Origin of the sequence: Macellibacteroides fermentans (assembly GCF_013409575.1) — a bacterium.
In the GTDB taxonomy this organism is placed as follows: domain Bacteria; phylum Bacteroidota; class Bacteroidia; order Bacteroidales; family Tannerellaceae; genus Macellibacteroides; species Macellibacteroides fermentans.
The window spans coordinates 49,378-61,760 of the sequence record NZ_JACCCY010000004.1 but is presented as its reverse complement, the minus strand read 5'-3'; the positions used below and the strand labels follow the sequence as shown (position 1 = coordinate 61,760).

Here is a 12,383-nt window from a genome sequence, read left to right as displayed (position 1 = left end):
ATATGGTAAAGCCCGGTTCTTCGTAATAGTTGACCCGGGCTTTGTTTTTGTGTCTATACATTATTATATATCTTTATTTTATATCTTTGTAGAAAGATGATCCGATAAATTCAAATCAAATGAACTGGAACCAATTATTGTCCGACAAACGTTTCGGAATGGAAGAATACCACGACAGGAAGCACGATAGAACGGACTTTCAGAGGGATTACGACCGGCTGATATTTTCGGCCCCATTCCGCCGGTTACAGAATAAGACGCAGGTATTTCCGCTGCCGGGCAATATATTTGTACACAACCGCCTTACCCACAGTCTGGAGGTTTCCTGTGTTGGCAGATCCATGGGAAACAACGTTGCCCGCGGCTTGATGAACAAATATCCCGATCAGAGTGCCTCCTTTTTCGAAATAGGATCTATTGTGGCGGCCGCCTGCCTGGCGCACGACATGGGCAATCCTCCCTTCGGGCATTCGGGGGAAAGAGCTATCTCCTCCTACTTTATGGAAGGAAACGGGAAAAATCTTGAAATGAAGGTACGCGACGAGGGTGGCCGATGGGAAGACTTTATCCATTTCGAGGGCAATGCCAATGCCATCAGGTTGCTTACCAACCAGTTTATCGGACGCAGAAAAGGCGGGTTTGCGATGACCTACAGCACGCTTGCCTCCATTGTAAAATATCCCTATTCGTCGGAATTGTCCGGAACAAAGGGTAAATTCGGTTACTTTCAGTCGGAAGAAGAAACCTATAACCAAATCGCCAACGAACTGGGCATTCACACCCTGCAGGAAAACCCATCCAGGTACGTACGTTACCCGCTTGTGTATCTGGTTGAAGCGGCCGATGATATCTGCTACCAGATTATGGATATCGAAGATGCCTTCAAGCTGAGACTTCTCACCTGCGAAGAAACCATCGGGCTGCTGCTGAACTTTTTCGACGACGAGAAACTACCGCACATCAAGCGGATCATGGATATGGTTGACGATGTGAATGAAAAGATAGCCTACCTGCGCTCCAGCATCATCGGACTATTGGTAGACGAATGTTCGCGTGTATTTCTGGAAAACGAGGAAGAGTTGCTGGAAGGAACATTCAACACCACCCTGATCAAACAGGTAAACCCCAAAGCAAAAGAGGCCTATGCCCGTTGTTCGGAAACAGCTTTCAGAAAAATATACAAGGCGAAAGAGGTACTCGACATCGAATTGGCCGGTTACCGCATATTCGGGTACCTGATAGACAGTCTAACAGAGGCTGTGATGAACCAGGAAAGGGCCTACAGCAAGCTGTTGCTGAAGAGAATCCCGGAGCAATACAACATCAACGCCACTACTACCTACGGTAAGATACAGTGCGTACTCGATTACATATCGGGGATGACCGATGTATATGCCCTTGATTTGTACAGAAAGATTACAGGAATGAGTCTGCCGGCGGTTTAAAAATCCTCCCGGTATTTACTTTCTCCCTTGTCGGTAAGGATACTCAGGTAACTACGGTAACGTGATTCGCTGATGTAATGATTTTCTACCGCCTCGATAACCGCACAACCCGGTTCGTGCCGGTGCGAGCAGTTGCCGAAACGACACTTGTCGCTGTGTTTGAATATTTCGGGGAAATAGTGTGAAATCTCCGCGTCTTCCATCTCGATGGTACCGAAACCTTTGATCCCCGGAGTATCAATTATAAAGCCGCCGTCAGGCAGTTCGATCATCTCAGAGAAGGTGGTTGTATGCATCCCTTTGTTGTGATACTCTGAAATATCACCGGTTTTGAGGTTTACCCCCGGCAGCAGTTTATTAATCAGCGTAGATTTTCCCACACCCGAATGACCTGAAAGCAAGGTGATCTTCCCCTTCAGCTCCTCACGCAGCTCGTCGAGACCGATCTCCTTCTTGGCACAGATCTTGGAACAAGGATAGCCAATGGTGGTATACAGATGGATCAACGCCTCCATATACTCCTGGTCATCGGCATGATACCGGTCTATTTTATTAAATATTAGCTTTACAGGCACGCGGTAGGCCTCGGCTGTTGCCAGAAAACGGTCTATAAATACAGTGGTGGTTATGGGGTAGTTGACGGTAACAATCAACATCGCCTGATCCAGATTCGCGGCAATGATATGCGACTGCTTAGACAGGTTGGACGCACGACGGACGATGTAGTTCTTGCGGTCTTCGATCTCCGTAATAAAGGCAGTTCCTTCGTTATTAATATCGATATCCACGCGGTCGCCCACAGACACAGGATTCGTACTACGGATATCCTTCAGTCTGAAATTCCCTTTAATTTTGCTTTCGATTGTCCGACCGTCGTCCGTACGAACCGAATACCAGCTACCTGTATTCTTAATAACCAATCCTTTCATGCGAATCTATTTTTAAATGCCTGTCCGGTGCATTCTTTTAAAAACAGAGGCGTCAGTATCTGACGCCTCCACTAAATTATACAGTCATAATTTCTTTTTCTTTAGCTGCGTAAAGATCATCTATTTTCTTGATATATCTATCATGAATCTTCTGAACCTCTGCTTCCGCGTCCTTTTCAACATCTTCGGGCAAGCCCTCTTTGATGGCTTTCTTCAATGCATCAATGGCATCGCGGCGGGCATTACGCACGCTGATCTTGGCAGTTTCTGCCTCCTGTTTGGATTGCTTGGCAAGCTGTCGGCGACGTTCCTCCGTTAACGGTGGAATTCCAAGACGAATTATCTCTCCGTTGTTTTCGGGAGTAATCCCTACTTCAGAGTTCATAATTGCCTTTTCAATTTCTTTGATAAGCGGCTTTTCCCACGGGGTGATCACAATGGTCTTTGCATCCGGTGTGTTTACCGATGCAACATTGGTAAGTGGCACCAGACTTCCGTAATAGGGAACACGTACACCGTCCAAAATTTTGGGATTAGCCTTTCCGGCACGAATATGAGCCAATTGTTCATCGAGATATTCGATCGCGAATGTCATTTTCTCTTCCGCTGCCTTTACGAACTGTTTCGTATCTACCATAACTGCTTATAAAATTTGATTTTATTACAACTAACAAAAATAATAAACTTTTCCGATATAGCAAACTATTCATTAATTATGAACCAGCGTTCCAATCGGCTCCCCGCTCATCACCTTTTTCAGATTGCCGTTCGTATCCATGTCGAACACAATGATAGGCAAGTTGTTTTCCTTGCACATGGTGGTAGCGGTGAGGTCCATCACCTTCAATCCACGGGTATAAATTTCGTCGTAGGTAATTTCAGAAAACTTAGTAGCCGTAGGATCCTTTTCCGGATCTGCCGTATAGATTCCATCCACGCGGGTTCCTTTCAGCATCACATCGGCTTCAATTTCAATACCTCGTAACGACGAGCCGGTATCGGTGGTGAAGAATGGATTTCCAGTTCCGGCGGACATAATAACGATGTGTCCTTTTTCCAATAATTCGATGGCTCTCCATTTGTTATAGAACTCACCGATAGGTTCCATACGAATCGCTGTAAGCACATTTGCTTTCGCCCCCATGGATACCAGCGCAGAACTTAAGGCCAGACTATTGATGACCGTGGCAAGCATCCCCATCTGATCTCCCTTCACCCGGTCGAATCCCTTGGAAGCACCGCTTAATCCGCGAAAGATGTTCCCTCCGCCAATCACAATACCTACCTGGATGCCCATATCGGCAATCTCTTTAATCTGCGCAGCATATTCGGAAAGGCGTGTCTCGTCAATTCCATACGATTTGCCACCCATGAGCGATTCGCCGCTAAGTTTTAAAAGTATTCTTTTGTATTGAGCCATGAAAATCTGTTGTTTAATCGTTTCAGTTTACAAAAGTAAACTATTTGTTTAAGTAACCAATTACAGGAAGCTGTTTTTATTCATTATTCGCATGTAACAAACACGTAAGGCTAACGACACATGCATGTAATTTTACGATTGTATTTTTGTAATGTAGAAATAGAAACACACGCTGTTACTTGTGATTTGATTCATTAAATAACATTTTCAAAAAGACCAAAGCCTATTCCTAACTTTGTGCGGCAGGCATACACTCAGCGGAGTGGTGGCTGCCGCTATTTTACATAGCTCACCTCCTTGAAAGCATACGTCCGCTCGCTGCCATCCCTTAATTCCAGAACCAGATGTCCGGTAGGCTCAATCGCTTTGATCCGGGCTTCAAAAGCACCCTGCTCGTCGGCATACGGATAAAAGCCCTCCTTCCGGTATAACACCTTTTCGTAGGATTGCCGTATCAGCGACTCCTCGCCTTTAAGCAACCGAAGGTACCATTTATAAAATATGGAAAGGAAGCGGTCCAATACCTCACCCGGATCGTAAGTCAGCCCCGTAATAGTGCACAGCGAAACCGGATTTGGCGCGTCTCCCCGAAACACAGTCTGATTTAAGTTGATGCCGATTCCGGCAATGGTTGCATAGATGGTTTTACCGCACAGATCGTTCTCAATCAGCATACCACAGATCTTCTGATCCCGCCAGTAGATATCATTCGGCCATTTAACCGTGATACCGTCGGTATAAGCATCCAGCGTCTCCTTCACACTCAGCGCGGTGAGCTGCGATAAGACAAACTGACGGTTCGCCGGAACTGTTTCCGGATAAATAACCACACTGAAGGTTAGGTTCTTACCGGCTTCCGACTCCCACACATTGCCTACCTGTCCCCGACCGGCAGTCTGAAAGCCGGCCATCACAACCGCTCCCTCTTCTACGCGGCCCCGGGCCATCAGCTCACGCAAGGCTTTGGAGGTCGACTCTGTTTCTTCCAAATACGTTATTTGCGACATATCAAGGATTTTCTTTATATTCTTCCCTAAGCGACTTAGGTAATTTGGCAATTACTTCGCGGTACGAATGATGAATCCAGCGTTTGATTTCGGTCTCCTCCATGTCCCTCTCCAGATAAATGGAATTCCAGTATTTCTTTTTGAAATGGAATGCAGGAGTGACAGCCTGGTAGCGATCCCTCAGCTCCTCCGTGTAATCGGTGGAACACTTCAGGGAAACATGCGGCTCGTCGGCATCCAGCGGAAGCAACAGATACATCTTGTTCTCCACTTTAAAAACCAGCGACACATCATCGAAAGGGAAACACTCCGTGGTGCCTCTCAACGACAGACAATAGCTTCTTACATCTTCAATATTCATAAAACAAAGGCTTAATTATTTACGAAGCGGGGCGTAAAAAGCATCTTCAATATGCTCTGCCCTGTAACCGTCGGCATATTTAACAACGGCAATGATATCAAAACGGATGGACAGATCCACGTTAAATTTACGGGCATACACATCCGCGGCGCTTACAATACATTTTATTTTGGCGGCATCCACCGATTCCAGCGGCGAAACCAGGTAATTATCAGAGCGGGTCTTCACCTCTACCACCACCAGCTCTTTCCCGTCGGAGGCAACAATATCCAGCTCCTTATGCCTGTACCTCCAGTTGCAGTGCAAAATACGGTAACCTTTATCTTCGAGGTACTGCCGGGCGAATGCCTCACCCTCTTTACCTGTTATATTATGTGTTGCCATATGAATAATTTGTACAAATGTAATCATTTTCTTTTTTATTTACCCATTAGGCATTACATTTGCAACATATGAAGAAAGACAGGAAATACGCATCCACCACCCCTGGTCAGCCGCGGGTACATAAAGTCACCTTTATGCTTAACGACGACGAGCATAAGGCGGTAAAACGCTACCTGTCCAAATACAAGATTGAAAACAAATCGAGGTGGTACCGCGAAACCATCATTTCACACATACTTAAAACGCTGGAAGAAGATTACCCCACCCTGTTCCGCGAAAACGAAATGCGCAGATGAATCCATTTACAGACGAATATTTTATGAAACAGGCGCTGGTCGAGGCCAGGCAGGCTGCTCTGGAGGGCGAAGTACCGGTAGGCGCGGTTGTGGTATGCAACAACAAGATAATTGCACGGGCACACAATCAGACCGAACGGCTTAACGATCCAACGGCACATGCCGAAATGCTTGCGCTAACGGCAGCAACCGGGGTACTTGGAGCCAAATACCTTCCCGAATGTACCCTGTATGTTACAGTTGAACCTTGTATTATGTGTGCCGGAGCCATAGGTTGGGCGCAGGTAAGCACCATCGTGTATGGGGCATCCGACGAGAAACGGGGGTTTTCGCTTTTTGCTCCGAAGGCAATGCATCCCAAGGCTGTAGTGAAGAAAGGAATTCTGGAGATGGAATGCGCGGCAGAAATGATCTCTTTTTTTAAAAAGAAAAGGTGAAGCAGTTTATTCTTTAACCTCTTCGTAATCTACATATTCACCATCATCCTTGGTAAAAAGCTTTTTCTTGGCTGCGGCATATTCTTCCGCACGTGACTGTTGCTGACCGGCAGTAGGGTTGGTGTGTCTGCGACCGGTTTCAGTTTTAGGTGCGCCGAACAGGATACGCTTAAATGTTCTGATTACAGAAAATCCCAGCAATAAGACCAACAAAAGGAAAAAACCAAAAAGTAAAAATAGAAATTTGAACATAATTCAATACGTATTGATTGCAGCAACAAAGATACAATGTATAATTACTTCTTTTTGTTAAAAATAGACAATACTATATATAAAAGAATTGTTCCGGATAATCCCAGGAATCCGAAGGCTGCCACAAACACTACGGCACACACCACCAGCATGTAACGCAATTCGTTCCCTTTCCATTTAAGAGATGTGATTTTCAGTGCGAACATGGGAATTTCGGACACCAGCAACAACGAGGTAACCAGAGCAAGTACACAGATCAGTACCGTAAATAAAAGAGGATTGGTATACAGGACCGGAAGTACCGAATAGGCTGCACCCACCCAGAAAAGAGCATGAGCCGGAACCGGCAGACCAATAAAGGAGGTAGTCTGACGATCGTCAATATTAAATTTGGCAAGGCGCAGGGCCGAGAATGCCGGAATAACAAACGCCCAGTATGGAACTACGGCAGCAGCTGAGCCAAAAGGCAGCAGAGGAGCCACTTCACTGAGCAACCAGAACACCACCATCCCGGGGGCAACTCCGAAGCTCACCACATCGGCCAGCGAATCCAATTCTTTACCGATAGGAGAATAGGCATGCATCAGTCGTGCGGCAAAACCATCCAGAAAGTCGAACACGGCAGCAAGGATAACAAACATCGCTGCTAAAAACAGATTACCTTCCAGGGCTGCCACACAGGCTGCACAACCGGAAACAAGATTAAAACAGGTAATTGTATTCGGAACGTACTTAGCTATATTCATTTTCTAGTATGTAAACGGGCAATCGGAGTCTGATTTCCGGTAACCTTTTGGTCCATCTCAATTAATACTTCGGAATCCAGGGGAAGGTAAACATCCACACGCGAGCCAAACTTGATGAAACCCATCTGTTCGTCCACATGGCACTTCTCGCCCACCTTGGCATAAGTTACAATGCGTCGGGCCATGGCTCCGGCAATCTGGCGGGCCAGGATATCCACCCCGTTTTTGGTTGTCACCACCACGGCAGAACGTTCGTTCTCGGTACTGCTCTTGGGTAGGTAAGCCGCCATAAAACGGCCATTGTTATGAGATACATGCTTTACCGTTCCATTTACCGGGAACCAGTTGGCATGCACATTAAATACAGACATGAAGATTGAAATCTGCAATCTCTTCTCGTGAAGGATCTCGTTTTCCATCACCTCCTCGATGGCTACAATCGTACCGTCGGCAGGAGCGATTACAAGACCCTCCGAGTCGTAGGGAAAACGACGGAAAGGACTTCTGAAAAAGTTTAAGACGAGCAGAAAAAAGATGGCAGACAAGGCACTTACCGTATAGAAAAGTGTGCTTTTGCCTGATGTATAATACAATGATACGTTCAAGACGAAGAAAATCGTAAATAATGTTAGCAATAACCCTGTTCCTTCTCTGTGTACTTTCATTCCAAATTTTAATCTGTTACGTTATAATATTTGCAAAAGTATGCAATTTTACGAAATAAAAAAAATATCAGCACTACACCGCCTCTATTTTATCCAATTCCACATACCAAATATATCCTGTCACCTGTTTATAGTCCATCTGACGGATCAGCCCAACATACTCTTTCATCTGCGAAATATACGTTTTACTTTCTTTCTGACCAAACTTATAATCCACCACCACCACCTGATCATCGTATATCATCACCCGGTCCGGACGCTTGGCCAACCCTTTGCCATACAGGATATCAACTTCGTTCAGTATCCGGGCCGTACCGTCGTACCAACCGGCAACCAGCTGCTTGTCGAGTAACGCATCTAAACGTCCGCAAAGCACATCGGCCTCTTCCCGGTTTATCACGCCCGAAACCCGGTATCCTTCCACCGCCTGGCGTATATCCGCCTTGGTATGAATCCGGCTCAGCACCTCGTGCATCAGCGTACCGTGTTTGCGCTCCTTATTGTCGAAGAAAAAACCCTTTCCGTGCAAACGCAGCTGCAGCCGTTCGTCCGGCGAAACCGAATGAATCCGTTGCATCGGTATTTCGGTCACCGGTCTATCATCATTCTTTTTCTTTTCCGGATGCCACCACGAACCCAATTCAAATATAGCCGATTCGGAGTCGAAATGAGAAGCAAGAGGCAACAAAGATTCCCCTTCGCGGGTGGAGTCGTATCCGTCGGTGGACAACCCGTTCCACAACAGATCCGACATCGAACTTATCTTTTCGGGCTTTTTAGGCTTTGGCGAAAACACGATAAGTTCTTCCTTCGACCGGGTAAATGCCACGTACAACGTATTCAGGTTATCGATAAACGCATGAAGCTTCTCGTTGAAATAATCGTCGGCAAATATCGTATTCCCCAGCACCGATCCGTAACGTACCGGCACCAGATGCAGCTGATTAAAGGGAGTCTTATCCGGATGGCACCACAAAACAGGCTGCTTGCTGGGCTTATGATCTATCTCCCAGTCGCCGAAGGGAACAATCACCACTTTGAATCCCAGTCCTTTCGACTTATGTATCGTTAAAATCCGGATCGCATTCTGGGCATCGGGCGTTGCAATGGTCTTGCGGCTGCCCGTATCGTCCCACCATTGCAGAAAGCGCGAAATATCTACACTCTCCCGTTGAGTGAACTCGGAAACCATGTCCATCAGGGCCTGTACAAAAACCTGTTCGTTATCGGGGAAGCGGTCGTTAAACAAGCGGAACAATCCTTCCGTCATTTCATAGAGCGAATGATTGCTCAACCCATGCAACGCACGGTTCAGCTCCTCCGGAAATTCATCCAAAGGAATAAAATCACGTGCACCATCGGAAGCATTGTCAGCTTCGGGCACAGCCAATGTATAGGCAAAAAGCGCCAGCCTGTAATTGGTCCTGTCGCCCGGGTTGCGCAGGTAACGCAGCAGTGCGATCAAGAAACGCACAGCCGGCGAGCTGCTGATAAACAAGGCCTCGTCCGAAATAATATCATATTTATATGTATCCGAAGGATTCTCCTCCTTGTAAGCCAGCAACGAATCGGCCACCATGGCCCCTTCGCGGTTGGTTCGTACCAGAACCGCAATATCCTTAAGCGAATACCCGTTATCCTGCAAACGCTCCAGCACACCGGGCAGACGGTCCACCGCCTCCTCTTTCCAGTCCTGATCCTCCTGCGAAATAAACTCCACCCGGATATGTCCCTCTTTATTCTGAAAAGGAAGAGGCACCCGCTGGAAAGACTGATCGTAAGCCGTCATAATCTTGGTGCAATAGCGCCTTTTCTGCACATCCGAAAGCGAAGAGCCATCCAGGGCCTCATTAAACAGATTCTGCAGCAAAGCCGGAGCAATTGTAAACAAGGAATTATTGAAATCCACGATGCAACGGCAGCTGCGCCAGTTGTCTTTGAGGGTCTCTTCGCGAAGTTGTTCCGGAGAAAAATCGTAGCGGATCTGTTCATCCAGCAGTTTCCAGTCGGAATTACGGAACCGGTAGATACTTTGTTTTACATCCCCCACAATCAAGTTATCTCGGTTGTGCGAAAGGCTTTCCTGTAATAACGGCAGAAAGTTTCCCCACTGCATGCCCGATGTATCCTGAAACTCGTCAATCATATAATGATCCACCTGGGTGCCGGTTTTCTCATAAATAAAGGGAGCCTCGCTACCCCCCACCACCTTGGATAGCAGTTCGGTGGTATCGGCAATCAGCATCACGTTCTTCTCCTCGCGGTACTCGGCAATCTGCACTGCGATATCATTGAGAATACCCAATGCATAATAGTAACGTACAATCTCCTTTGCCGTATAGTAATTGGTAAGATTCCCGAAAAGGGTATTGATCTTTTTGATGCAGTCATTCAGTCCGTCGTCGAATGCACACCCGATGATCTGCCTCATCCCCGACTCCGTCTTCGCCGTAAAGCAGGCCTCCAGATTATCGGCCAGATTAGCAAACGTATCGCTGGGGGGCTTCATTTCGCCGGCAACCAGTTTGGCAAAATAATGCAGCGGCGACCGGCTGCCGCCTTTAAAATCGGACGGTTGCAATCCGTATTGATCCAGCACTGCCTGTCCCTGTCTGCCCAGATCGCGGGCTTCGGCCTCGACGGACCGGATAATGGCGAACAGATGATTCTTGTAGGATTCCAGCGCCGCTTTATCTTCGATATCTTTAGCCACATCGGCACTGAAAGCCTTGTAACTCTCCTTAAACACCTCGCGCGAAAGAGCCGCAATGTCTTTCCGCAGGTTCCAGCCGCCGCCCTCTTCCACCTTATCAGAGGCAAAGCGAAGCAACCAGCCCAATAATTCTTTATTTTCGGGCTTTTCGAGTCCTGCCAACAGGTTGTCAATCGCCTCGGTAAGTACCAATTCCTGGTCCATCTCGATGGCGTATCCTCCCTGCAAACCTATTTCGCGGGTAAATGCCCGCATGGTCTGCTGAAAGAAGCGGTCGATCGTACTGATATTGAAAGCCGAATAATCGTGCAGGATAGCAATCAACACCTTCCGCGCCTGGGCACGTACCTGTGCCTCATCCAGTCCGAACCGGCTGGAAAGCACCGGCACATAATCCGATTTCTGTCCGGAGGAAAGGGTATAAAGTTCCTGAACGATGCGCCCCTTCATCTCGTCGGTAGCCTTGTTTGTAAAGGTAACCGCCAGGATTCGCCGGTAGGCACCGGGCGATGCAAAGAGTAATTTAAGATACTCTCCCGTAAGTTTATGGGTTTTTCCGGCTCCGGCAGAAGCTCTGTATACCGTAAGCATGGCTGTTAAATGATGCGGCTCTTGGTGTAGCCTTCTTTTTGCAGAATTTCAAGCACTTTGGGACGCAGATCTCCCTGTACGATAATCTCGCCATCCTTGGCAGATCCGCCTACCCCGCATTTCACCTTCAGGAACTTTCCCAAAGCTACCAGATCGTCGTTGGTTCCCCTGAATCCGGTAATCAGTGTAACAGCCTTGCCACCCCGGTTCTTTTTGTCCAGCAAAATACGCAGCAGCTGCTTATCTTTTGGAAGGGTATCCACCTCTTCCGTCTCATCCGTATCGTATTTAAAATCAGGATTGGTAGAATACATCACCCCCAACCTGTCTTTCCAGTTGTTATCTTTCATATCGTTGTCTTATTCTGTATTGGAGCTACAAAATAAGGAAAAAAATAAGAATCCCCAACAATAGTATATACAAATTGTTTTCAGAACATAATAGTTGCACCACCGTTCAACCGTAGTCCGGACCAGTCCACGCGGAGGGTGTTGCTGGTGGTGGAGAGCTTCGATCCAAATTCGATATCGTACCCGATATTGGCAGTCAGCGCAAGCTTACGGGTTAAGAACAGCTTGCTTCCCAGCGCCGGCAGCACGGACCATCCTTTTGCTTTCGTACTAACATTGTCGTTGGCCTCTTCGTGAATATTGCCTTCGTAAATATCAACCGTAGCCCTGTACTTCAGATTCGTGAAGGTAACAGCGGGAGAAACTTCGCCGTAAAACAGCAACGGAAACTTCCCCAGTTTTCCTTCGGACAAGTAGTAACGATAGGTAGCTCCAATCCGATAGCCGGTAAGCGTAAGTTTTTCGACGTATTTACCTGAATAATCGGAATAGGCAATCTTACCTCCGGTGGTCATAAACGTACCCGTCACCCCCCATTCCATGCGGTCTCTCTTATAGGTAAAATCGACCGACTGCGTTACATAGGCCGGAAAGTTATCAACAATCCGCAAACCCGCAGGCATAGTTCCTTGCTCCATCTGAAAGGCAGATTCGAGCAGTTTTTTCATATCTCCCATCTTATAACTTCCGTATCCGGCCGTATAACTTACACTAAACTGGGCATTGGCGCCCAACGTGGTTACTAGAAAAAGAATACTATATATACTTATTTTGTACATGGCACTGT

The 12,383-nt window shown here is 47.0% G+C and carries 15 protein-coding genes; 3 read left to right on the top strand and 12 right to left on the bottom strand.

All coding sequences use genetic code 11. From position 1 onward, the window contains the following. The first annotated feature begins 119 nt into the window (after window positions 1-119). On the top strand, window positions 120-1,445 hold the full coding sequence (gene dgt / locus F5613_RS13025; RefSeq protein ID WP_179400085.1) for a dGTP triphosphohydrolase: 1,326 nt from the start codon (window positions 120-122) through the stop codon (window positions 1,443-1,445). Here the strand turns inward: dgt and rsgA are convergent. The 6 genes from rsgA to F5613_RS12995 all read right to left on the bottom strand — a co-directional run bounded on the left by rsgA (window position 1,442) and on the right by F5613_RS12995 (window position 5,546). Beyond that, the gene (gene rsgA / locus F5613_RS13020; protein WP_179400084.1) at window positions 1,442-2,374 is read right to left on the bottom strand and encodes a ribosome small subunit-dependent GTPase A; all 933 of its coding nucleotides are present in this window, start codon (window positions 2,372-2,374) and stop codon (window positions 1,442-1,444) included. The genes dgt and rsgA overlap by 4 nt on opposite strands. 76 nt (window positions 2,375-2,450) lie before the next feature. Further along, window positions 2,451-3,011, bottom strand: a complete 561-nt coding sequence (gene frr, locus F5613_RS13015; protein WP_079684407.1) for a ribosome recycling factor — start codon at window positions 3,009-3,011, stop codon at window positions 2,451-2,453. Between the two features lie 72 nt (window positions 3,012-3,083). Next, window positions 3,084-3,794: a UMP kinase gene (gene pyrH, locus F5613_RS13010; protein ID WP_079684408.1), complete on the bottom strand. Its 711-nt coding sequence runs from the start codon at window positions 3,792-3,794 to the stop codon at window positions 3,084-3,086. Between the two features lie 275 nt (window positions 3,795-4,069). Continuing rightward, window positions 4,070-4,801: a biotin--[acetyl-CoA-carboxylase] ligase gene (locus tag F5613_RS13005; protein WP_179400083.1), complete on the bottom strand. Its 732-nt coding sequence runs from the start codon at window positions 4,799-4,801 to the stop codon at window positions 4,070-4,072. Between the two features lies 1 nt (window position 4,802). Continuing rightward, window positions 4,803-5,162, bottom strand: coding sequence for an MmcQ/YjbR family DNA-binding protein (locus tag F5613_RS13000; RefSeq protein WP_179400082.1), 360 nt, complete (start codon window positions 5,160-5,162; stop codon window positions 4,803-4,805). 15 nt (window positions 5,163-5,177) lie between these two features. Beyond that, window positions 5,178-5,546: a YraN family protein gene (locus F5613_RS12995; RefSeq protein ID WP_068184880.1), complete on the bottom strand. Its 369-nt coding sequence runs from the start codon at window positions 5,544-5,546 to the stop codon at window positions 5,178-5,180. A 68-nt stretch (window positions 5,547-5,614) separates the two neighbouring features. Here F5613_RS12995 and F5613_RS12990 point away from each other — a divergent pair, with 68 nt between their 5' ends. Both F5613_RS12990 and F5613_RS12985 read left to right on the top strand, forming a co-directional pair. Next, window positions 5,615-5,842, top strand: a complete 228-nt coding sequence (locus F5613_RS12990; RefSeq protein ID WP_068184844.1) for a hypothetical protein — start codon at window positions 5,615-5,617, stop codon at window positions 5,840-5,842. Continuing rightward, window positions 5,839-6,279, top strand: coding sequence for a nucleoside deaminase (locus F5613_RS12985; protein ID WP_179400081.1), 441 nt, complete (start codon window positions 5,839-5,841; stop codon window positions 6,277-6,279). The genes F5613_RS12990 and F5613_RS12985 overlap by 4 nt, the downstream gene beginning before the upstream one ends. A gap of 6 nt (window positions 6,280-6,285) precedes the next feature. Here F5613_RS12985 and F5613_RS12980 read toward each other — a convergent pair whose 3' ends face one another. The 6 genes from F5613_RS12980 to F5613_RS12955 form a co-directional block, all read right to left on the bottom strand. Beyond that, window positions 6,286-6,531, bottom strand: a complete 246-nt coding sequence (locus tag F5613_RS12980; protein WP_179400080.1) for a DUF4834 family protein — start codon at window positions 6,529-6,531, stop codon at window positions 6,286-6,288. Between the two features lie 44 nt (window positions 6,532-6,575). Then, entirely contained in the window at window positions 6,576-7,277 is a 702-nt protein-coding gene (gene pssA / locus F5613_RS12975) for a CDP-diacylglycerol--serine O-phosphatidyltransferase (RefSeq protein ID WP_068184853.1), read from the bottom strand. Beyond that, entirely contained in the window at window positions 7,274-7,942 is a 669-nt protein-coding gene (locus F5613_RS12970; RefSeq protein ID WP_179400079.1) for a phosphatidylserine decarboxylase family protein, read from the bottom strand. Before F5613_RS12970 ends, pssA begins: the two co-directional genes overlap by 4 nt. 73 nt (window positions 7,943-8,015) lie before the next feature. After that, window positions 8,016-11,246, bottom strand: a complete 3,231-nt coding sequence (locus tag F5613_RS12965) for a UvrD-helicase domain-containing protein (RefSeq protein WP_179400078.1) — start codon at window positions 11,244-11,246, stop codon at window positions 8,016-8,018. 5 nt (window positions 11,247-11,251) lie between these two features. Continuing rightward, window positions 11,252-11,596, bottom strand: coding sequence for a translation initiation factor (locus F5613_RS12960; protein WP_068184863.1), 345 nt, complete (start codon window positions 11,594-11,596; stop codon window positions 11,252-11,254). Between the two features lie 80 nt (window positions 11,597-11,676). After that, window positions 11,677-12,375, bottom strand: coding sequence for a hypothetical protein (locus tag F5613_RS12955; protein ID WP_179400077.1), 699 nt, complete (start codon window positions 12,373-12,375; stop codon window positions 11,677-11,679). Between the last annotated feature and the right edge of the window lie 8 nt (window positions 12,376-12,383).